Source organism: Sporosarcina sp. P26b (genome assembly GCF_002743245.1).
In the GTDB taxonomy this organism is placed as follows: Bacteria; Bacillota; Bacilli; order Bacillales_A; family Planococcaceae; genus Sporosarcina; species Sporosarcina ureae_C.
Genome location: NZ_PDYW01000005.1, coordinates 130,858 through 152,841, shown reverse-complemented (window position 1 = coordinate 152,841; position 21,984 = coordinate 130,858). Strand labels below are relative to the sequence as shown.

Genomic DNA, 21,984 nt, shown 5'->3' with positions numbered 1-21,984 from the left:
GTCATTCCCCCGGTTTCTTGCGGACATAGCGCTCCGTCTTATACCAACGCGCTTCTTGCCCGAGAATCATTCGTTTCGTTTCTAGAAAAAGCGCATGCATGACAAGGATAATCCACATCTGCGAATACGTGAAATACATCAAAAAGATATAAAAGAAGTTTTTGCGGGTCATTTCGGTTCGTTCAATGCTCAACGCAATCGTCACTTCCGCAATGAATAGTAAGAACGCGAGTCCCCATAATACAAGCGCGACATTTCCGATACCTAACTGGATATCGAAGAACAGACTGGCGACGAAGATCGTATTCGAAATGATGACACCCAAGAAGAATAAGAAGTAAGTAAAGAAGAAATAAAACAGGTCAAAGACGATGCGTTTACGTTTTAATTTAAAAAGCTGTGTCATGAATTTCAGCACGACGTATTGATTGCCACGCGCCCAGCGTAAGCGTTGATTCCACCAAACCTTCAGCGTTTCAGGCTCCTGTTCCCATGTGACTGCTTTTGGGAAGAAGCGAATGTGATAGCCAAGATTATAGACACGGATCGTCAGCTCAGTATCCTCTGCCATCGCTTTGACGTCCCAGCCACCAAGCTGCTCCATGATAGATCGGCGAATGGCGAAGTTCGTACCGGGAATCGTCGCCACTTTAAACCATCTCCAGCGTCCAGCCTGTGCCATCCACTGAAAGCAAATTGTTTCGATATTAATGAAACGCGTCAGCCATGTTTCTTTCGCATTGATGACACGGAATTTCCCGACAACAGCACCCGCCTTCGGATCATTCAGCAGCCCCATGACCAAATACCAAACCGCCATCCGTTCGGGCGTATTATCGGCATCATAAACCGCTATAAATTCGCTTTCCGACTGAGCCAGCGCTTCATTTAGCGCAGAAGACTTACCGATTCCTTTATTCGGTGGTTCTGTTACAACCATACGAATGAAAGGAAACTTCTCCGTAAATTCTTGTACAATTTCTCCCGTTCTATCGGATGAATTATCATTGATGACGATCACATCAAGCTTATCTTTCGGATAATAAAGTCGTGACATCGCCTTTAGCGTCTGTGCAATGACAACTTCTTCATTATGTGCAGGAATAAAAACTGCGACAGTTGGCAGCTCTCCCATGTTTTTTTCCCATTGCGGAATGACTTTTTCAAATGAACGATAATGCCGATACCCGCCTTGCATGAGGAACATATGATAAAGCAACATGATCCAGATTAATGATAACGATGTATAAAACAGTATATTAATCAAGCTGATCACGCTCCTCAAACAGACGTTTTTTTAATCGTAACCGCAGACTGAGCACATACACCGCAAACGCTACTAGAAATAACACAACCACGACGACGATCACCCAGAGCGATGCATTGACTGGATTTTCCTTAATCGTCTTCACCAGCTTCTGCCGTTTTGTAATAGTGGACGTGGATTGTACGCCTTCTTCTGTGTAGCGAATTTTACTATCAGGTGTTTGCACGCTAAGATTCATTTGGGAAAATTCCACCCACTCCATGCCAGGCACCGATTCCATAAGCCGAACCATTTCAGGCAAATACGATGCACCGATATAGGTGTGATACAATCCGCCGATTGCTGAACCAGGTACCGCTTGCACGTTCCTTATAGTTTGCTCCATGTCTTCAAACGGCTCCGACTTATCTACATTGACATAACCGATTGTTTCCGGGTACAGCGTCATGCCCGACAATCTTCCCGGCTTTGTGATAAATAGTGGCATATTGATCAAGCGGCCGTCCGTATCGCTCACTTGCATCCTGCCGAACATCGCATTAAAGTACTCGGAAGTAGCTACGTATCCATTCGCACTCATCGTATACTGCGGAATTTCCACACCTAACGGATAAAGCCCAACGTCTAGCAGACTTTCAATTGAGAGTCGCTGTTTTGTATGAACTATATTTGATTCTGCCTGTAGATCTGCCGCGCGATAGTTCGCATAGGCTTGATCCGACGAAAATAGGGTAGGAGGTTGAATAGGTGACGGCAAGTCGTCGATCGGTGAAGCGCCAATCTGTTGATTCAGCTTCATATCCCAAAATTCGTAACCGATAAACTGTTCATTTAAACGGTAGCTATGATTATAGCCATTGACAATCACGATACCGCCGCTTGCCTGAAGTGATTTCAATTCTTCTACTAACTCTTTATTGGAAGACAAATCCACCTTTTCAGAGGTCTTTGCGTTCACATGCACTGGCCTGACGGATAGGATGAAAGGAATGTCACGCTCCGCCAAATACCTTCCCGCTTCTCGAATATCTTGAACTTTAGAAATCGGCGTAATGCCTTCAAGCTGAATATATGTTGGATGTGTCGGCGGCGGCTTTATATCAAAAACATCATAGAGCGCACGTGACAAAATATACTTTTCTTCTGTGCTGAATGCGGTTGTAGCAATAAATGAAATATTTTCATGCTGCACGATGAATGGTATACGTTGTTCAATTGTTTCTGCTTCCGCTAGTCGTGTCGCATTTTTCGGCGGACTCGCGTGGACAATGGATTTCACTGCATCGAGCAGTTGCCCTTCGACACTAGCGATGCGTTGATCCTCCTGGAAATCCCACTTTTGAAACTGTGGCAGTTGATCCGCATTATATCCAAATGCCAGTACCGTTCCGTTGAACTGCCGCATTTCGCGCTGTAGATTTTCTGGAATTGTCCCGATGGTATCGCCGAATAGCACGACATGTTGGTAGGCTTCTACAGTCCCCGGCTCGATGTCTTCAGCTGCAATCACATCGATCGCGTCGACGAAAGCCGTTAGATTCGCTTCCGCCATAACAACACGGTCATTCATTTCTCCGTTAGCAGTCATATACAGCAATAAAAGACGATCAGATGAATCCGCTTGTGCGGGAATAGGAATCAGCAACAGCACGAACGACACGAAAACTAGAAGTTTATAGTTCACGAGCCAACATCTCACTTTCCAGTCGCTCAATCAATTCCACATGCCCTCGCATGTTCTTCTCTTTCATGTACATTTCATGCGCTACACGAAACGTCAGTGTGACATACTTCTCATTAAGTAATTGATGATTTTGTAGCGACTTCCTTAACTTTTCATACACGATATCAATGGACCCATCATCCGTATGTGTTAGCAATAGAGCAAAGCGATCGTCGTCGTAGCGGAACTTCCTATCCGTTAAACGGATGACGGACTGCATATGATCCGCGAGAGAAGCTAGCAAATACATGTGCTCTTTGTCTCCGTAAAGATTATGGAATTCTTCAAGGAAATCCATCTTTAATACGATGAGCGTAAACGCGCCGCCATACCGATTGGTTCTAGCAACCTCCATGTCTAGTTCACTTTCCATACGATGACGATTATCGAAACCTGTTTCAGAATCCACAGCAACCAACTCCCGCAATTCCTTCTCCGATTTACGTGTATAGTGATTCTGTTGGACGATTTGATCATGAATGACACCCGCCACTAGAATTGTCAACAACAGCACAAAGCCGAAAATCAGCAACTCTGCCAACGAAACCGTCAATGGTCTAATGAATGTATCCGGCCGTAAAAAGAGTATGATCAACAACGTGCCCATGATGAAAATGGAAAACACACTGCCCATCAACGCAATGACCGGACCCGCTAGAAGCGCCAAAACCGTCAGTAACAGTAAGAAAACGGACAGCAACATTCCCGTCTGCCCTTGTTGCACAAAGTAAAATACCGCAGCTTGCATGCCGATTACTAAAAATGAAAGCGACAGCAGTGTTTTAGTTTCTTGCTTAAAAAATCCCTTCATCATACCCCTTCCTTTCAGCAATCAAGGCTAAAAGATTATCAAACGGATGCGTACTTTTTGAAGCTACATCAATATAACCTCCGTAATAAGGCTGTTTCGAATCCGTTTGCTGCATCGCTTTCATATTTTTATAAAGCGCAACCGCCAACTCATCCTCTTTAGTTTCAATCGCAAGTAGAATCGCCAGCGCATAGACCGATACAGCTTCAAACTCCACTATGGGCTTTCCTTCATTCAGATCATATCGACCGAATAACTTCCCTTCATCCGCGTATGTCTGACGGACAAATTCCACTAATTTAGAAACGTCCCCTTCCCACTGCGCACGATGATAGCCCATATATAGCTGATCGATCATATTCGCTTCTGTTTCAAATATATAACTATGCGTCGACAGGTCGTATGTTTTGGGCAAAAAGCCGAGAGAGTTATTTGGCGCGTTCGTTAATAATGAACGTGTTTGCTCATACGCCTCCTTGTCGCAGGCTTTCATTTTGTCTACTGCAGATGGAATTAAATAGCTCAGCGTGAGTTGTTGTCCTTGTTCCTTCGTTTTCACATCTACAAAATCAACGAATATATTTTGATTGATTTGATAATCCACAAGTGCGTTTTCTATTTTCTTTGCTACTGTAAGATAGGAAGAATCCGACCACTTCTCTTCCGCATCATAGAGAGCATTCATAATCCGTATATCGTCAATGAAGGCGTTGGCAGTGGCTTTCTTTTTCCCTTTCACTTCCCAAGCGATCAATCCATCAGGCGTCATAAAGTACTTTTTCAGCACATCCACTTGTTGATCAAAAGATACTTGATCATCCGCGAGCACTAGATATTCCATCCATAAACCTACCGTCTCAGATAAGTACTCCTCTTTCCGTGATGTCAAACCCGTCGCAATTCTTCCATCGGTCTTCATTAAGTGATGCCGGACGAATTGTTCAGTCGACGGAGCATCTTCCTGACTAATAGGCGGCTTACTAGTAAAGAGCGTGTAATATTTGAGTCCTAGTAACGCCAATAACACAATAGCTAAAATCCCTATCCATTTTTTCATGTTACACGCCCTCTCTATCATTTAATTAATACTCGGTACCATATGCTTGTTAATTAAATACATGACTACTTATGCTAAATAGTTTATGAGGATGGAACTACTATTTCATTCAAATTATGAAGTCCTTTCCTTTTAGTCGATTATTATATACTATAATTTGGAATCGCATGAAGGTTACTAAGTAGTATCATTGTGACTATATGTCTTTATGCTAAAAAATAGTATAGAAACTGAGCAACTATTCAGCAAAGAAAAAACTCCTACAATCCACTTTCTTGTGGTGTAGGAGTTTTTCTCTTAGTCTATCCATAGATTTGGATCAGTACGTAAAGCCATCGTCTGAATTCACAACAACCGTTTCCCGACCGTCTTCCGTGTCTACAGTGAATTTATATTCAGTAAATGGATACTTTTCTTTCGTTGCATAATCTTCGCCTGTCTTTTTCGCTTGTGAAACATACGTTACCTTAACCTTTGAAGAGTAGCGATAATTCATTTCCACTACACGCTTAGCTTCTTCTTTCGTCAGTTCAAAATTCTTTTTCCCAACGTCCTCACCTGAATAATCGTCCATTTTCCATATACCTGATTCATTCTTGAACACGTAATGAACATAACTAGCAGACGATAACATATTACGTAATGAAATCGTGTGCACTTGAAGTGTCTTGGCATCTGGTTGCGTATATTCGAAACGCAGTGAAGGTTCAATTGTTAAATCTGGGAATAAAAATGAATCACAATGTGTACATACATCCGGGTAATCGTCCTTTAACAACCCCTCGACAAATGCTTTTGTAGCATAAGGCAACTGCTTTGAACGAAGCTGGCTGTATGTTTGCTTATCCAACTTTCCTTGAACGCGAATTCCTTCAATCACAACAGGAAGGCGCATAGTCAAATCAACGGCTTTTTCTTTACTAACCACACTACTAGAAGGCGTTTTCCCCACTTTCATAGCGCGATATAAAAACTCCGCATAATGCGCACGTGTAACGGATTGATTCGGTAAGAACTTTCCGTTATCGCCTTTCGTTACGCCATTGGCATACAGCGCACTTGCATGGACGTATCCCCAGTGCAAGAAGTTTAGATCTTCAAAAATTGCAGGTTCTTTCATATTAAAGTCAAATGCCAAATCGAGCATCTTCGCCATCTGGATTCGTGTAATGGATGCATTCGGATTAAACTTCTTGTCCAGTCCTCCACTAATGATTCCCTTGTTGTATAACTTCATGATGGGCGTATAGTACATATGGTTTTTCGGCACATCGGCAAAAACCAATTTATCCGTTGGCGGTTGCGGGAACTTCAACACTTGATCAAGCAACGAGGCGACGTGTTGACGACTGACTGGTTCACTTGGGCGGAACGTTCCATCAGGATACCCATTGATATAGCCCGCTTTTTGCATCTCTTGAATGGCCGTGTAGTTCGGATGCTTCTTCGATACATCTTTGAACTCTTTCGCCGACGCTTCATTGGAATCTGCATAAACTAGCGATAAAGCCAACATGCACGCTGTCCATACTAGAACTCGTAAAGTTTTTTTCATACTCTTCCACTCCCTTAATAGTTAGTAGACTAGTCATGACTAGTTATTTACATAATACCAATGAACATCCTATTATTGTAGGGTATTTAGAACGCTTTGTAGAGGATCTATAACAGAAAAATCCACTCAATCATAAAATCATGATCAAATGGATTCCTATCATCCTCGTAAATAACTCAACGCCTGAATGGTATTCTGCAAACTCCGCATAATATGTGCGCGCATCGCTGTTTCAGCGCCTTCTGCATTTCCGCTAGTTACGAAATTCATAATTTCTTCATGCTCATCAACTGGCTTCGTCGCTGGATACTCAGGATCTTTATACACCCCGACACGACGATATCTCGCCAATCTGCTTTTAATCTGGCGCAGCATATTGACTGCGGTTTGATTGTCGCTATGCACTTCGAGGATATTATGAAACTCGTTTCCATAACGGACAACGTCGGCTTGTCGCCCACTTTCTGCTGCATTACGCATCAGCAGCATTACGTCTTGCAAGTTATGAACGATGTCTTCTTTTGAAGGATGTGCAGCAATATGGATGGTCGCTAGACGTGCGATGAGCCCTTCCAGAATTTCCCGTACGTAGAAGATCTCTTCTGCTTCCTTTTTTGATAATGCCGCTACGTGGATCCTGCCTGTTGTTTTTTTATAGACTAATCCTTCGAGCTCCAATCGATACAAAGCTTGTCGCAACGGAGTTCTACTTACCTGAAACTCCGTGGACAACACTTCTTCGATTAAATGTTCATTCGGCTCATAGGCCATCTCTACAATTTTCTCTTTAATCGCTTCATATACTGTATCTATTGTGGAGTTTTTCTTGTTTGTCATCATACGATCGACACCTGCCGTTATCTGGATTTACTTGTATAAATCGTCCAGTACGGTTTTGGAAATCGTTTCATCCAATTCTTCGTACTGATCATATAAAATTGTATCATATAACTCTTTTCGTGTTTGCATATCTCCCAACAAAGCAGACTGCGTACCTGTTTCATACAATTCTTTATACAGGCGTTCAATTGCTTTCGCCGCAATTCGCAATGAAGTCACAGGATAAATCACCATCTTATACCCCATATCTTCGAACTGTTCTGCTGTATACATAGGCGTTCTGCCAAACTCAGTCATGTTCGCAAGCAATGGCAATTTCGTCTGATCGTAGAAGTTTCTAAACTCTTCTTCCGTCTTCATCGCTTCCGGGAAAATGATATCCGCTCCTGCGTCATGATACATTTTTGCGCGCTCGATCGCCGCATCAAAGCCTTCCACACCATTCGCATCTGTTCTAGCAACGATGACTAAATCCGCGTCTGCTTTACGTGCCGCTTTAATCTTCTGGACCATTTCTTCAGCCGTCACCAATTTCTTTCCATTTAAATGACCACATTTCTTCGGAAGATCCTGGTCTTCGATTTGAATCGCAGCCGCCCCTGCTTCAACCATTTCATAGACTGTGCGCGTGACATTCAAGATGCTTCCGAAACCTGTATCAACGTCCACAAGCATCGGCATGCCAGTAGCACGTGTGATTTCACGTGTACGTTGCGATAATTCATTTAATGTCACGATTCCAAGATCCGGCATACCGAGACTTGCTGTTAACGCGGCACCTGATAAATAAATCATGCCAAAGCCTTGTTTCTGTGCAAGCAATGCAGCCATTGCATCATGCGCTCCTGGAATCTTAATGATCCCCTTTTCATTCTCAAGCATTTCTCTCAACTGGACTACCGGATGTTCTTTCTTATCACGTACTAACCAACTCATCGTAATTCCTCCTCTTTAATTTGGGATATATAAATTCCCATCCATTATTCTTCTCGCTGTTCGATCTAAGCCTACATATAAGATGTCTTCAGAGTCAGGATCTTTCCCCACACGAATTTCGGCTACCCCTTCCGGATGTCCGACTCGGATCACTTGGTCTTGAATATCTTTATCCACAGTGGATAACTCATAAGGAATCGTATCTTTTAATACACATGACGCCGCTATATTTAATAATCCACTGACCGCAAATGTCCGATGCATTTTTTTCATCGACACCATACGTGCCAGTATATCGATCTCTTCTTTTCTGATGAGTTTGCCACCAGACGTTTTGTAATCCTGTGGCGCTGCGACATAAGCGACTTTCGGTATGGCCGGATACAAATCACGCGCATCTTGCACCGTATCCGCAAGACCAGCAGAAACGGTGCCGATCTCCCGTATCGTTTCAAGCCGTTGCAAAATTTCAGGATGGTTCGTAATTTCTGCGTTTAATTCAGTCCCTGTCAATGAAAGATCATTCGCTTTCACATAAACGAACGGGTTGACGATATCGACGAATGAAAACTCCATTTCATCACTAGTTTTCCTAGCTCCGACGGGCAATGTGCTGCCTGTCTTCCCGCCACCTGGGTTCAGAATAGAAACAACATACTTCGCACCTGGAGATTTGATGCCCGAGATGGAATAGTCGCCCATAACTTTTGCTTTTCCTTCTATAAGAGGTACATCGATTTCGATCAACTTTTCCACATTCGTGCTCCAAGCTTTCACGACTATACGCTCTGCCCCGTCTGCAACATCTACTAAATTTTCATCTACCGCAAAGGCTCCAACCGCCGCCATCAAGTTCCCACAAGTTCCTTCATAGTCGATTGTATCATCGCCAATCCCCAATTGTATAAATGTATACAATATATCCGATGAAGAATCTGGACTCTTTTCTATGATGACTACTTTGCTCGTATGTGACGTAGCTGCACCTAGGCCATCAATCTGAGATGCATCTTCTGAACCAATGCCTTTTAAAAATATTTTATTCCGTATGGATGGATCTTCAGGTAAATCCTGCTTATGAAAAAACAAGCCACGACTTGTACCGCCACGATAGATAATACATGGAACTGTAAATTGATCCATTTTGTAACCACCTTTCCTTTTCATTTATAAATCAAGCATACAATATTGTATACAGTTATACAATATCGCAACTTAATTATGTCCAAAACTTTCAATCACTATGTATGGTGATTATAACAAAATAGGTTCATTCTATCGTTAGTAGAATGAGGGATACTATGATTATTATCATAATAAAAATACACCTACATAGTAGATGTATTTTTATAGTAATTACTTTTCGCTTAACCTTTCAATTAACTCAGCTAGAAGATTTGTTCTTTCTACTAGGGTAGGTACTTCTAAATATTCGTCTACACTGTGTGGGTTTCCCCCGACTGGACCTAATCCGTCGACTGTAGGAACACCAAGTGCAGAAGTAAAGGACGCGTCCGATCCTCCACCAGTACCTATATCCGTTATATTTATTCCTACTTTGTTTCCAACTTCCCTGATAATATCTAGGAAACTAATCGTTTCATCATTTTTTACCATTGGTGGGCGATTTAATCCACCCGTTAACTCGATAGTTGTACCTTCAACATCTGATTTCGAACAGATTTCACGAATCTTTTCATCTATAAACTCGGCCTGTTCAATTTTACTGATTCTAACGTCCACATGCGCTACAGCAGAAGGCGCAATTGTATTTACAGAATCTCCACCTTCAATGAGACCTACACTGACATTTATACCTTCATCATGATTAGTTAGTGCGTGTAACTGGAGTACTTTATATGCAACTTCTTCAATTGCACTAATTCCATTTTGCGGTTCTATTCCTGAGTGAGCAGCTTTTCCCTTCACAAATAAAGTATATCTGCCCCCACCCCTACGTGAACTAACTAATGAACCATCTTTTCTAGCCGGTTCCATAATTAAAGCATACTTCTTCCCTTTCGCTTCCTGCTCGATCAGATGACGCGAAGTACCAGAACCTATTTCTTCATCGCTGTTCAATACAATACGAACGTCTTTGAAACTTTGTTTGTTATTCTCTTTCAATGCCTTTATAGCGTAAAGCAGGGCAACTTGACTCGACTTCATATCAATGACACCTGGCCCATACGCTCGCTCATTTTCTATCTTAAATGGTCTTTCACTCGCTGTGCCATCTTTAAAAACAGTATCCATATGCGCTACAGCAATTAAGTTCGTTTCCTTAGAATCACTATGCCGAATCAGTAGATTATTACCATTATTCTCTTCCTTTACTACCTCTACAGTAAAATTAAGTTTCTTATATTCTTCGCTCAGAATTCTACCTACCTCATCGATACCATCTTTGTTATGAGATCCAGAATCGATATTTACAAGTCTTTCAATTAATGCAAGCATTTCATGTTCTTTGTCGACTAAGTAGTTCTTCACAGATTTCATTCCCTTCAATTAATTACTTATAATATTCTCCACATTTAACGGGAAATGACACGCCACTAAATGATTTGTCTCTCTCTCTATCAATGCCGGTTCATCTACTTTACATTTATCTTGTGCGAATGGGCACCTTGTATGGAATCTACAACCAGAAGGTAAATCCACGTTACTTGGCATATCGCCTTCCAAAATGATACGTTCTCTAGTATCCCTACTAAAAGGATCTGGCAGGGGAACTGCTGAAACTAAGCTTACTGTGTATGGATGCATTGGTCGATTGAACAATTTATCTTTTGTTGTGATTTCTACAATTTTCCCTAAATACATAACTGCGATACGGTCACTAATATACTTTACAGCAGGCAATCCGTGTGCAATGAAAATGAATGTTAAGTTAAATTCCTTCTGAAGACTGATTAATAAATTCAAAACCTGCGCTTGAATGGATACATCCAATGCAGAAACAGGTTCATCACAAATAATTAATTTCGGGCGCAATGCTATGGCTCTGGCGATTCCTATCCTTTGCCTTTGTCCACCACTAAACTCGTGTGGGTAACGTCTAGCGTAAGATCGATCTAATCCTACAGCATCCATTAGTTGATAAACTTCATCTCGTAGTTGTTTTCTACTCAACTTTTTATGTGTTTTTAATGGCTCTGCAATAATATCATTAACACGCATTCTTGGATTCAATGAAGAAAATGGATCCTGAAATATCATTTGTATATCTGCTCGCATCTTTCTAAATTGTTCCGTATTTAACGAATCCATATCTTGTCCATTAAAGACAATAGTTCCTTCTGTCTTTTCAAGCAAATGAATTAGTAAATTTCCAGTCGTTGATTTACCGCAGCCTGACTCCCCTACAATACCTAGAGTCTCTCCTTCAATTACTGTGAAATCAATGCCATCTACTGCCTTCAAAGTCTTTTTAGATCGCAGACCGTCTGGAACTTCAAAATGCTTTTTTAAGTTCTTTACTTCAAGTAGAACCTTTTTATCTATTAGAGGCACTGTTTGTATGTTAGTCATTTAAATAGCAGCCTCCTTATCATTATACAACCAGCATCTGACATCCTGATCGGCTAGGCCTTCTATTTTATCCAAAGTAGGTTCTTGTGCAATACAAATATCCATTGCAAATGGACAACGCGGATGGAATTTACATCCTTTTGGCATAGAATCAGGAGTAGGAACAGTTCCCTTTATAGACTCTAGCTTTTCGTCCGAGTCAAAGAATTTTGGTGTACTGTCAAGTAAACCTTTTGTATATGGATGTTTCGGACTACTGAATAATGTGAATACGTCTGTGTATTCTACTACTTGGCCTGCATACATAACGACTACCTTATCAGCCATTTCGGCAACTACACCCAAGTCATGGGTAATCAATAAGATTGCTGTATCTTCTTCTTTGGCTAAGTCTTTCATTAGCTTTAAGATCTGCGCTTGTATTGTTACGTCTAACGCAGTTGTCGGCTCATCGGCAATAAGTAGCTTGGGCTGACATGACAATGCAATTGCAATCATTACACGTTGTCTCATACCACCACTTAGTGTGTGAGGAAAGGAATCATAGACTTTATCCGCCCGTGGAATCCCAACATGGTTCAGCATTTCAATACTTCTTTTTTTTGCTTCTTTCTTATCCACATTCTGGTGTAACTTGATAGATTCAGAAATTTGATTACCTATTGTGAACAACGGATTTAAAGAACTCAGTGGTTCTTGAAAGACCATTGCAATATCGTTACCGCGTAACTTTCGATATTCTTTATTACTCACTTTTGTTAGATCTTTATTCTGAAATAAAATTTCTCCGTCTTCCACTTTTCCGGGAGGCTCAATTAATCCCATGATGGATAGTGAAGTAACACTCTTTCCAGATCCCGACTCCCCAACAATAGCGAGGGTTTCCCCTTCTTTAACTTCAAATGAAACACCGTTTACAGAAGGTATTAAACCATGTTCTGTTCTGAAATACGTATGCAGATTTTTCACTTTTAATAATGTATTGTCCTTCATTGGTTTACCTCCTTAACTTCGACCTTGTGAACGGGGATCAAGCACATCACGTAACCAGTCCCCCAAGAAAATAATACCTAGAACCGTTACGGTGATGGCAATGCCCGGGAACGTAGCCAACCACCAACTAGTTGCCAAGTAATCTCGTCCATCGCTTAATATTCCTCCCCACGAAACAGTAGGAGGCTGTACGCCAAGTCCTAAGAAACTAAGAGAGGCTTCTAATATAATTGTCGTGGCAACACTTAATGTGGAGATGACAATAAATGAAGAGATAACATTCGGCAAAACATGTCTGCCTATAATTTTATTGTTCTTCACACCCATTGAACGGGCTGCCTTAACAAATTCTCTTTCCTTAATAGAGAGTGTCTCTCCTCTAACAATTCGTGCGTAGGCAACCCAATTCGTTACCCCCAATACAACAATCAATGTAGGGACACTTGGACCAAAAACACTTAAGAATACAAGCGCAAATAGAATATTCGGGATAGAGAGAAATGAGTCTACTAGTCTCATTAAAACTGTATCTAGCCATCCGCCATAATATCCTGCAAATAAACCTACGATTACCCCAATAATTCCAGCGAGTATTACGGAGGCAACACCAACTAATAAAGACACTCTAGAACCGTAAATAATTCTACTTAGTATATCCCGACCTAAATTATCTGTACCCAACACATTCGCAATGCTTCCACCATCCAACCAAAAAGGCGGCTTTAATATCTTAGTAGGATCGATCAAAGCAGGATCATATGGCGCTAAAACATTTGCAAAAGCAGCTACAAATATAACGGCTAATACAATCAACATCCCCACCGTTCCCGTCTTACTTTTCAACAACATTCTAATCCATCTTTGGAAACTACTTTTCTTTACCGACTGTGTTGTTTGTTCAGAGCCATTTATCGCAGGATTATGTAAATTAGACATGAATTCACCTCTTAGTTATATTTAATCCGAGGATCTAAAACTCTATATAAAATATCAGCTATTAGATTCGACAAGATAACAAGAACTGCTATGACAAAGACACTTGCTTGCACGATTGCCATATCTCTTGTATTCACAGCTTGTATTAATAATTGACCCAAACCTGGCCACGAAAATACTGTTTCTGTAATTAATGTTCCTCCTACAAGCGTAGAAGTTTGTAATGCAGTAATTGTAATGACGGGAATTAGTGAGTTTCTAAATGCATGCTTATACACAACAAAGAAATTCCGAATCCCTTTACTTTTTGCTGTTCTTACGTAATCTTGACTCAATGTTTCCACCATACTTGAACGGATGAGTCTCGTCATTTCTGCCGCTATTCCAGTACCTAGCGTAATAGCAGGTAAGACTAAGTGAGCTAACGTTCCCCTACCGGAAACTGGCAGCCACCCTAGTGTTACAGAAAATAATAAAATTAGCATAATTCCCAACCAGAAGTTAGGCATTGCTTTACCAAGTACTGCACCACCAGTTGCAAATAAATCAATAGAAGTATTCTTTTTCGTGGCAGACCATATTCCAAGTGGTATCGCAATAATAATAGCCAGTAATAGTGCTGCTACACCGAGTTCTAATGTGGCTGGCAGCCTCTCTAATACTAAAGGTAATGCATCCGTATTGTATTTAAAGGATTGACCAAAATCACCTTGTACTAGATTTAACATATACTTTCCGTATTGGACGACAAAAGGTTGATCTAACCCAAGCGCGGCTTCGAGTGCAATAATATCCTCAGTAGAAGCGTCTTCAGGAAGCATAAGAGCAACAGGATTACCTGCAACAAATACAAGAGTAAATACAATAAAAGATATAATTAGAAGAACAGGTATTATTTCCAGTATTCTTCTCAGCAAGAATTTAACCATTGCTTTCCTCCTTCTTAAATAAACTAGGGGTCAGGGTATACAGCTCCCCTAACCCCCAGTAGATTATTTAGTTTCGTTTGATATTCGGTACGTAAATCATTTCATCTTTTGTTGGTTCAAAGTTCACACGATCACTAACGCCTGTATTTATGGATTCCTGATATAGAATTACGTGAGGCACGTCTTCAGCAGCAATTTCTTCGATTTTCTGAATTTGCTCTTCGCGTGTCTTCTCATCCATGTTTACAGCTGATTGATCAAGCAATTCTTCGATTTCATCATTCTTGTAGTCTGTTTCCCCTTCGAAACGTTCCGCGCGGTACCAATCTACCGAATACGCTCCATCAAACATTGAGTTACCTAACCCCAGTAAGTAAGCATCGCCGTTCTTTTTCGCAGTACGCATCTCTACAAAGTTACTCCACTCCATGAATTCCAGTTTCGCTGTTATACCTACTTGTGAAAGCATTCCTACAATCATTTCGGATACTTCAGCATCTTGTAAATAACGTCCACGTGGTGATTGGAACGTCATTTCAAATCCATCTTCATACCCTGCTTCTTTCAGTAACTCCTTGGCTTTATCAATATTATAGTTGTACGTATCATACAAATCCGGGTTGTGACCAAAGTTTCCTGGGCCAACTCTTGTACGCGTTGGAACTCCTCCGCCTTTTAATGCATGTTCTGCTAAAGCTGCATTATCAATAGCATAGTCAATAGCTTTTCTAACTCGAACATCAGAAGTCGGATAACCTTCTGTTGATCTTAACATTAGCAAAAGTGTACGATTGGAAACTTCTGTTTTCATTGAAGTACCATCGTTGTCATTAACACGGTCCCAATCACTTGGTGGGATATTGGTTGCAATATCAACACCACCAGTTAATAATTCTGAAACACGTGTTGAATTTTCGGGAATAACACGGAATACTACTTCATCCCACTCATCGACTTTACCGTCGTAATAATCTTCAAATGGCTCTAGAACCACTCTGTCGTCTCTAACCCATTGTTTAAACTTGTATGGCCCTGTACCTACTGGATTTGAGAGATAGTGATCCCATCCATTCTCATCAATATAGTTTTTAGGTAACATACCAGATCCTAGTCTGGACAATCTATGGAATAATGATGGCTCAGGATCATGTGTAATTACATTGAAAGTCAAATCATCTATTACTTCAACTTCTTTAATTTGCTTATAGTTAGCATGTTCTTTTAGCTTTTCATCTGTTGCTACTCTTTCAAGTGTAAACTTCACGTCTTCTGAAGTTAAATCATCTCCATTATGAAACTTCACACCTTCTTTTAACTTCATTTTAACTGTAAGTTCATCTACCTGTTCAAAACTTTCAACTAATTCAGGTTGAACAACATTATCTGCATCTCTTTTAAACAAGTAATTATACATATTGTCGTGCACAGACTCAGTAGAGGTATTATTATGATCATGAATATCGAAACTGACAATATCTGATCCCATTGCTACCGTTAACACTTTACTGTCCTCATTTTCTTTACTACCACTTTTGCCATCTTTGTCCTTAGAGCCATCGCCCGAACAAGCAGATACTACTAGCATCGCAACAAATAATGTTAGTAATAAACCTAGCCTCTTACTCATAGCCATCATCTCCCTATACTATTCTATTGCTTTTTGCGTTGTAAGCACTTACATTTGAACATTCCCATATCACTTATACAACGTACTATAAATATATAATATTTAAAAAAGACAATATGTTCATTCTATTACAATAATCAAAAATCGGTCAATATCACTTTATACCTATATACACATCTGAATTTAATTACAAATCAAGATCTCTAGTTAAAAGTAATCATTTAAATGCTAAATGACTATTTCAGGGATCAAGTTACCCAAAATATGTATATATTTTCAGGTGCTTAACTTAATAACCTAAATTAAGTAGTATGAGATATCCCCCTCTGTAACTTTTACACTGTATTAATTTAAATAGAAAGATAGCCCTATTAGTTATATAACTCTTTATGTGGTTTAGAAGTATTTTCACATTGCTACTTAAATTATATATTCTAGCTTGAAATAGCCATTGAATCAGAATAAAAAAATTAAATAAACGCTCAATAACTTTATATCGTTTATCATTCGTTTTATTGAAATCTTCTTGACATAGCATGATGAATTAGGTAAAACTGTCAAATCGCCAAATTATCTATTTAACATTAAAGCACTTTTGAAATTAGGGGGATGGAAAATGGCCGATCATAAAGATGTAAAACCAGGCGGGTCCAATGCTGGACAAGCACCCGATACAAGTCATCGTCAATTTATGAAAAATTCCGGCTTAGTTGTCGGTGGAGTCGCAGGTGGTTCATTGTTAGGTGGACTACTGACTAACCAATTTAAATCCGATAAAAGCGCACCCGTACAAACAGATACGAAAAAAGTAGAGTTAACTGAAGCACGTATGTTCTTTTCGAGATATGAAGACTTCGTCGTTCTTGAACAAGCAACTGAGCGTATATTGCCAAAAGATGATAATGGTCCAGGAGCGATTGAATTAGGAGTTCCTTACTTCATCGATAAACAAATGGCTGGATCTTGGGGCATCAATGGTTCCGATTACAGACAAGGACCATTTTTAACAAATGATCCTCCCGTTGATCAAACTAGTCTAAACAGAGGCCAAGTAATTATTACTGGAATTAGAAAAATGAATGATGAAAGTAGAAAACGTTTTGATGTAACGTTTGATAAAGCAGAAGAAGAGCAACAGATCGAAGTTTTGCAAGACTTCGAGTGTTCCAAAGTGAAACTTCGTGGCGTAAATGCGGGTAGTATGTTCCAGTTACTTCGCGAATTGACAATGGAAGGTGCATATTCTGACCCACTATACGGCGGAAATCGTAATATGGCTGGCTGGGAAATGCAAGAATTCCCTGGTGCTGTACCTTCATACGCAGACATCATCGAAAAAGACGAATTCGTTAAACGCGATCCAATTAGTCTAACAAGTTATCAACAAAAATCGTAATGTAAGGGGTTTAATACATGGCTGAAAAACTAGAAAAAGTAGACGTTGTCGTTGTTGGAAGCGGTTGGGCCGGAGGAATCGCCTCGGCTGAATTAAGTAAAGCTGGCTATAAAGTGGTCTGCCTAGAACGTGGTAAGGAAAGAAGCACAAAAAATTTCATCGGTTCAAAAGACGAACTTCGTTATACAAAACGTCATGAGTTAGCTCAAGATTTAACGAAACAAACGATGACGTTCGAAACAATATAGGTGATGATGCAATTCCTATGCGTAAACATAATGGATACCCAATCTATGACGAAGGTACAGGCGGGACATCCGTGCATTGGTCAGGTTGGTCGTATCGCTGGCTTCCCTCCGACTTTGAAGTCCGTACTAAAATCGTAGAAAAGTACGGTGAAGAACGAATCCCTAAAGATATGCCGATTCAGGACTGGGGCGTTACATACGATGATATGGAACCGTATTATGATAAGTGGGAAAAAACGGCGGGGATCTCAGGTGAAGTGAATCCATTAGGACCACCACGTGCTAACGATTATCCAAACCCACCGATGAAAGAGTCTCCACCTATCAAATTATTCAAAGAAGCTACGGCTAATCTTGGGTATCACCCATTCCGCATGCCAGCTGCAACGATTTCACAACAATATGTAAATCCAGATGGCGAAACAATCAACGCATGCGTATTTTGTGCATTTTGTTCTATGTACGGTTGTGACTTTGCGGCAAAAGCAGATCCGATCGTTACAGTTCTTAAGACAGCACAAAAAACTGGAAACTTTGAGATCCGTAACAATGCACACGTAAAACGCATTCTACATGACGGGAAAAAAGCAACTAGCGTATTATACGTTGACCCACTTACTCTTGAGGAATTCGAACAACCGGCAGACCTTGTTGTATCGGCTGCATTTTTCTCAGGTAATAACCGTTTGATGATGCTATCTGGAATCGGAGAACAATATAATTCCGAAACTGGAAAAGGCGTAATTGGTAAAAACTTCACTTCACACTACACAGGAACTGGCGGAAACTCCGCTACTGCATTCTTTGAAGACAAGAAGCTCAATACATTCGCAGGAGCTGGTGCACTCGGTTGTGTAATCGATGACTTTAATGGAGATCATATCGATAACACGGCTACAGACTTCCTTCTTGGATTTAACATCAGTATTTTCCAAGACGGTGCGGCGGCTATCTCGAATAACCGTGTGCCTCAAGGTACTCCGTATTGGGGTAAAGAATTTAAAGAGAAATCCATTCATTATGCACATCGTTATTTAAATATTGGTGGTATGCAAGGTACGTTACCACGTACGCATAACTACCTAGACTTGGATCCAACGTATAAAGATATTTACGGTGATCCTCTTCTACGAATCACAGCTAAGTTTACAGACCAAGAACGCAATATGGCAAGAGCAATCGCTGAAAAATGTGCTGAAATCGCAGAAGAAATGGGCGCGGATATCGTCAATACTCCTCCTGTATCGGACGATGTAGAAATGACTTCATCCAGCGTCAATACACATGCAGCAGGTGGCGTGATCATGGGTACAGACCCAGAAATCTCCGCTGTTAATACGTATTCACAAGTATGGGATATGGAAAACGTATTCGTCGTGGGCGGATCATCATTCCCTCACTTCGGTAACTCGAACCCTACAGAAACGATTGGTGCATTCGCTTATCGTGCTACAGAAGGTATGATTAACTACCTTAAAGGTGACGGTGGTTTATTGGTTGAACCAAAGAGCAGTAAAGCTACAGTTTTATAGTATACAAGCCATGCAAAAAACCAGACATCTTCGTCTGGTTTTTTTGTTGTTTTCCTATCCTTCTATATCCCGATTTGTATAGCGATTGATGCCAATTATCATCAACAAGATCGCCATAACTATCAACCCGCCAGCATACAACCAATTCATATCCTCTATCGGCAATTTTGAAACGAATCCGAAAGGTGACAACTTTTCCATCCACTCAGGAAATTGGAACAGCCCGCCTAAATAGAGCGTCATAAATCCATAGAAAAGATATAGCCAAACCAACCCGACCGCTTTCTTGGCAATGCCGATCAAACATGAACTGACTCCTATCAACACCGCAATGGCTGGAAAATGGACGAGTGCTGCCTGCCAAACCGTTTGGAAAGAAAAAGGTTCTTCCATTGAAGTAGTTCCCGCTAGCCATAAACCAAGTGCTGCAAAACTCAACATCATAACAGCCGTAATACATGCAAGCACTAGATACGACATAAATAACGCAGTTCTAGAAACAGAACGGCTAAGCAGTATATCCACACGTGACTTACGTTCTTCCCCCACCACTTTATGAATCGACAACAATGCGGGAATCGTACTGATGAATGCTAACACCGCCATGAGCATGGGCAAGAATTGGGCAGTTAACGAACTGTTTTCATCCGCCACTATCATCGAAGCGAGCATATCATTGTCTTGGAAAAACGCATCTAAATCACCAAGGACTGAACCATACGACACACCGAGCACCAACATGCCGATGGACCACGATAGGAATGTCGTCCGTTGTAATCGCCAAGCGAGGCCAATCGGTGAACGCAACAAAACAGATGCATGCGCACGACCGTTTCTTGACGGAATCAAGCCAGATCCAATATCCCGTTTTCCTAGTAACATCACCGCAAATAAAAACAACACAGCACCCGCGACGAGTAAGCCACCTACAGGTAACCAGTTATTCTCACTGTACGGCTGAACTTGCGTCAACCAGCCAAATGGCGGGATCCACTCGGTGCCTGACCGCAGCAAATAGCAGGCGATCATCACCGTAAATGACAACCCGACCGCTCCCCGCGAACTTCCGGCCAGTTGGGAACAAACGGCTGTGATACTCGCAAAAAACATCCCGATCACACCAAGCGCCGCGCCATAAATGAACGACCCCGTTACTCCCATACTATCGAATGACAGACTAGACAGACCCACACCAATCAATAAAGCTAGCAGTAGATTCACTCCGGTCAACGTCAGCATCGAAGCCGTCAACTGCGAATCCCGGGCGACTGGAAATGACCGCAATAACTCCGCTTGCCCTTCTTCTTCCTCTGCTCGCGTATGTCGCACCATCAATAAAATATTCATGACAGCGACTGCGATTGCGGTCATCAATAGCATCTGATGCGATACCATCGCACCCAGCGTGTAATTCGCGAGGTCACCAGGACCGACCATCGTCTCCATCACTGGGTTTTTCATCGTTTCCGCTAACACGTCCCGGTCTTGCTGTGTTGGATATAATTCATTAAGAGCCGGTGGAACAATGAGCGTCAGCACAATGATACCCATAAGCCACCATACATATCGCAGTCGGTCTTGGCGGATAATGAACATTGATAGACGAGCGACTCCTACAAACCGCCCCTTCATCACGACTCCCTACTTTCCGCTGTTTCTTCATAGTGTCGCATGAATAAATCTTCAAGCGTTGGCGGTGCACTTTCTATTCTTTGTATGCCGTAACTGCTCAACTTCTGCATAATCGATTCCATCTCTTCAGCGTCTGCATGAAATGTCCAACCCATTTCCGTCTGTACTACGTCTTGGACGCCTTGCCAGGAAGCGAGCGATTCTATTGGAACTCTCGTTTCCACGGTTAGTTGCATACGTGTTAAATGTCGCAGTTCATTCAATGTGCCGCACTCGATTAGCCGACCTTGCCGAATAATACCGACTCGATCACACAGTTTCTCGACCTCGGATAGAATATGGCTCGACAGCAACACTGTCTTCCCTTCCGCCTTCACTTCCGCCACGCATTGTTGAAAGACTTTTTCCATTAACGGATCGAGTCCAGACGTAGGTTCGTCGAGTAAAAACAACTCCGCATCCGAAGCAAATGCCGCTACGAGCGCAACCTTCTGTCGATTCCCTTTCGAATACGTCCGACACTTCTTCGTTGGATCTAGCTGAAAACGCGCCAGTAATTTATCACGTTTTTGCGTATTCATTTTCCCTTGAAGACTTGCGAATAAGTCAATCACTTCCCCGCCCGTCAGCTGCGGCCATAAATTTACGTCCCCTGGCACATACGCAATACGACGATGAATCTTCACCGCATCGCGCCATACATCTTCACCAAAAACCGTCGCCGTCCCACTCGTCTTACGGAGCATGCCAAGCAACACCCGAATCGCTGTCGACTTTCCTGCCCCATTCGGCCCGATAAAGCCGAATACTTCCCCTTTCATTACCGATAGATCCAGTTCATCTAACGCATGATGCGCACCGAAAGCTTTCGTCACTTGCTTCATCTCAATCACGTTCATCTGCATGCCCTCCCTAAGTTCGAGTCAGACTTTTCTATTAATTATAGTGTAGCATAGGACTATGCCGCT

Annotated in this window: 19 protein-coding genes; 3 read left to right on the top strand and 16 right to left on the bottom strand. The window is 41.5% G+C overall.

Going from position 1 to position 21,984, the window contains the following annotated elements; all coding sequences use genetic code 11:
• Window position 1: 1 nt before the first annotated feature.
• The 14 genes from CSV69_RS07565 to CSV69_RS07500 form a co-directional block, all read right to left on the bottom strand.
• Window positions 2-1,267: a glycosyltransferase family 2 protein gene (locus CSV69_RS07565; RefSeq protein WP_099693080.1), complete on the bottom strand. Its 1,266-nt coding sequence runs from the start codon at window positions 1,265-1,267 to the stop codon at window positions 2-4.
• Window positions 1,260-2,951, bottom strand: a complete 1,692-nt coding sequence (locus CSV69_RS07560) for a DUF2334 domain-containing protein (RefSeq protein ID WP_099693079.1) — start codon at window positions 2,949-2,951, stop codon at window positions 1,260-1,262. Before CSV69_RS07560 ends, CSV69_RS07565 begins: the two co-directional genes overlap by 8 nt.
• Window positions 2,941-3,801, bottom strand: coding sequence for a GGDEF domain-containing protein (locus CSV69_RS07555; RefSeq protein ID WP_085427944.1), 861 nt, complete (start codon window positions 3,799-3,801; stop codon window positions 2,941-2,943). Before CSV69_RS07555 ends, CSV69_RS07560 begins: the two co-directional genes overlap by 11 nt.
• Window positions 3,785-4,858 (bottom strand): glycosyl hydrolase family 8, encoded by a 1,074-nt coding sequence (locus CSV69_RS07550; RefSeq protein WP_099693077.1) that lies wholly within the window; start codon window positions 4,856-4,858, stop codon window positions 3,785-3,787. Before CSV69_RS07550 ends, CSV69_RS07555 begins: the two co-directional genes overlap by 17 nt.
• A 319-nt stretch (window positions 4,859-5,177) precedes the next feature.
• Window positions 5,178-6,413 carry an S-layer homology domain-containing protein gene (locus tag CSV69_RS07545; RefSeq protein WP_099693076.1) on the bottom strand — a complete coding sequence of 412 codons (1,236 nt, stop codon included), beginning with the start codon at window positions 6,411-6,413 and terminating at the stop codon, window positions 5,178-5,180.
• A gap of 159 nt (window positions 6,414-6,572) precedes the next feature.
• Window positions 6,573-7,250 carry a GntR family transcriptional regulator gene (locus CSV69_RS07540; RefSeq protein ID WP_158232624.1) on the bottom strand — a complete coding sequence of 226 codons (678 nt, stop codon included), beginning with the start codon at window positions 7,248-7,250 and terminating at the stop codon, window positions 6,573-6,575.
• Window positions 7,251-7,280: 30 nt separating this feature from the next.
• A complete protein-coding gene (prpB, locus tag CSV69_RS07535) occupies window positions 7,281-8,189 on the bottom strand; it encodes a methylisocitrate lyase (protein ID WP_099693075.1) in 909 nt (302 codons plus the stop codon).
• Between the two features lie 15 nt (window positions 8,190-8,204).
• Window positions 8,205-9,332 (bottom strand): PrpF domain-containing protein, encoded by a 1,128-nt coding sequence (locus CSV69_RS07530; protein ID WP_099625415.1) that lies wholly within the window; start codon window positions 9,330-9,332, stop codon window positions 8,205-8,207.
• 213 nt (window positions 9,333-9,545) lie between these two features.
• Window positions 9,546-10,691, bottom strand: a complete 1,146-nt coding sequence (locus tag CSV69_RS07525; RefSeq protein ID WP_232319643.1) for a M20 family metallopeptidase — start codon at window positions 10,689-10,691, stop codon at window positions 9,546-9,548.
• A gap of 9 nt (window positions 10,692-10,700) precedes the next feature.
• Complete coding sequence (locus CSV69_RS07520; protein WP_085427938.1) at window positions 10,701-11,723, bottom strand: ABC transporter ATP-binding protein; 1,023 nt, start codon at window positions 11,721-11,723, stop codon at window positions 10,701-10,703.
• Window positions 11,724-12,716: an ABC transporter ATP-binding protein gene (locus CSV69_RS07515; RefSeq protein ID WP_099625414.1), complete on the bottom strand. Its 993-nt coding sequence runs from the start codon at window positions 12,714-12,716 to the stop codon at window positions 11,724-11,726.
• Window positions 12,717-12,728: 12 nt separating this feature from the next.
• Complete coding sequence (locus tag CSV69_RS07510) at window positions 12,729-13,652, bottom strand: ABC transporter permease (protein ID WP_085427936.1); 924 nt, start codon at window positions 13,650-13,652, stop codon at window positions 12,729-12,731.
• 11 nt (window positions 13,653-13,663) lie between these two features.
• Window positions 13,664-14,581 (bottom strand): ABC transporter permease, encoded by a 918-nt coding sequence (locus CSV69_RS07505; protein WP_085427935.1) that lies wholly within the window; start codon window positions 14,579-14,581, stop codon window positions 13,664-13,666.
• Between the two features lie 67 nt (window positions 14,582-14,648).
• Window positions 14,649-16,208 carry an ABC transporter substrate-binding protein gene (locus tag CSV69_RS07500; protein ID WP_085427934.1) on the bottom strand — a complete coding sequence of 520 codons (1,560 nt, stop codon included), beginning with the start codon at window positions 16,206-16,208 and terminating at the stop codon, window positions 14,649-14,651.
• A gap of 616 nt (window positions 16,209-16,824) precedes the next feature.
• Between CSV69_RS07500 and CSV69_RS07495 the strand changes: the two genes are divergently transcribed.
• From CSV69_RS07495 to CSV69_RS07490, 3 genes are read left to right on the top strand one after another with little or no spacing between them, the layout of a single operon-like run.
• The gene (locus CSV69_RS07495) at window positions 16,825-17,604 is read left to right on the top strand and encodes a gluconate 2-dehydrogenase subunit 3 family protein (protein ID WP_099693074.1); all 780 of its coding nucleotides are present in this window, start codon (window positions 16,825-16,827) and stop codon (window positions 17,602-17,604) included.
• 17 nt (window positions 17,605-17,621) lie between these two features.
• Window positions 17,622-17,852, top strand: a complete 231-nt coding sequence (locus CSV69_RS17395; protein ID WP_335696108.1) for an FAD-dependent oxidoreductase — start codon at window positions 17,622-17,624, stop codon at window positions 17,850-17,852.
• A gap of 17 nt (window positions 17,853-17,869) precedes the next feature.
• Window positions 17,870-19,384 (top strand): GMC family oxidoreductase, encoded by a 1,515-nt coding sequence (locus CSV69_RS07490; protein WP_369823941.1) that lies wholly within the window; start codon window positions 17,870-17,872, stop codon window positions 19,382-19,384.
• 54 nt (window positions 19,385-19,438) lie between these two features.
• On the opposite strand, the gene CSV69_RS07485 is transcribed toward CSV69_RS07490, so the two are convergent.
• Window positions 19,439-21,016, bottom strand: a complete 1,578-nt coding sequence (locus CSV69_RS07485; RefSeq protein ID WP_085427932.1) for an ABC transporter permease — start codon at window positions 21,014-21,016, stop codon at window positions 19,439-19,441.
• Window positions 21,016-21,915, bottom strand: coding sequence for an ABC transporter ATP-binding protein (locus tag CSV69_RS07480; protein ID WP_085429059.1), 900 nt, complete (start codon window positions 21,913-21,915; stop codon window positions 21,016-21,018). The genes CSV69_RS07485 and CSV69_RS07480 overlap by 1 nt, the downstream gene beginning before the upstream one ends.
• Between the last annotated feature and the right edge of the window lie 69 nt (window positions 21,916-21,984).

Excerpts from the sequence above, each read along its gene's own strand:
- CSV69_RS07555 (WP_085427944.1), bottom strand. The coding sequence starts at position 3,801 with ATGAAGGGATTTTTTAAGCAAGAAACTAAAACACTGCTGTCGCTTTCA.
- CSV69_RS07550 (WP_099693077.1), bottom strand. The coding sequence starts at position 4,858 with ATGAAAAAATGGATAGGGATTTTAGCTATTGTGTTATTGGCGTTACTA.
- CSV69_RS07545 (WP_099693076.1), bottom strand. The coding sequence starts at position 6,413 with ATGAAAAAAACTTTACGAGTTCTAGTATGGACAGCGTGCATGTTGGCT.
- CSV69_RS07540 (WP_158232624.1), bottom strand. The coding sequence starts at position 7,250 with ATGACAAACAAGAAAAACTCCACAATAGATACAGTATATGAAGCGATT.
- prpB (WP_099693075.1), bottom strand. The coding sequence starts at position 8,189 with ATGAGTTGGTTAGTACGTGATAAGAAAGAACATCCGGTAGTCCAGTTG.
- CSV69_RS07530 (WP_099625415.1), bottom strand. The coding sequence starts at position 9,332 with ATGGATCAATTTACAGTTCCATGTATTATCTATCGTGGCGGTACAAGT.
- CSV69_RS07525 (WP_232319643.1), bottom strand. The coding sequence starts at position 10,691 with ATGAAATCTGTGAAGAACTACTTAGTCGACAAAGAACATGAAATGCTT.
- CSV69_RS07520 (WP_085427938.1), bottom strand. The coding sequence starts at position 11,723 with ATGACTAACATACAAACAGTGCCTCTAATAGATAAAAAGGTTCTACTT.
- CSV69_RS07515 (WP_099625414.1), bottom strand. The coding sequence starts at position 12,716 with ATGAAGGACAATACATTATTAAAAGTGAAAAATCTGCATACGTATTTC.
- CSV69_RS07510 (WP_085427936.1), bottom strand. The coding sequence starts at position 13,652 with ATGTCTAATTTACATAATCCTGCGATAAATGGCTCTGAACAAACAACA.
- CSV69_RS07505 (WP_085427935.1), bottom strand. The coding sequence starts at position 14,581 with ATGGTTAAATTCTTGCTGAGAAGAATACTGGAAATAATACCTGTTCTT.
- CSV69_RS07500 (WP_085427934.1), bottom strand. The coding sequence starts at position 16,208 with ATGAGTAAGAGGCTAGGTTTATTACTAACATTATTTGTTGCGATGCTA.
- CSV69_RS07495 (WP_099693074.1), top strand. The coding sequence starts at position 16,825 with ATGGCCGATCATAAAGATGTAAAACCAGGCGGGTCCAATGCTGGACAA.
- CSV69_RS17395 (WP_335696108.1), top strand. The coding sequence starts at position 17,622 with ATGGCTGAAAAACTAGAAAAAGTAGACGTTGTCGTTGTTGGAAGCGGT.
- CSV69_RS07490 (WP_369823941.1), top strand. The coding sequence starts at position 17,870 with ATGCGTAAACATAATGGATACCCAATCTATGACGAAGGTACAGGCGGG.
- CSV69_RS07485 (WP_085427932.1), bottom strand. The coding sequence starts at position 21,016 with ATGAAGGGGCGGTTTGTAGGAGTCGCTCGTCTATCAATGTTCATTATC.
- CSV69_RS07480 (WP_085429059.1), bottom strand. The coding sequence starts at position 21,915 with ATGAACGTGATTGAGATGAAGCAAGTGACGAAAGCTTTCGGTGCGCAT.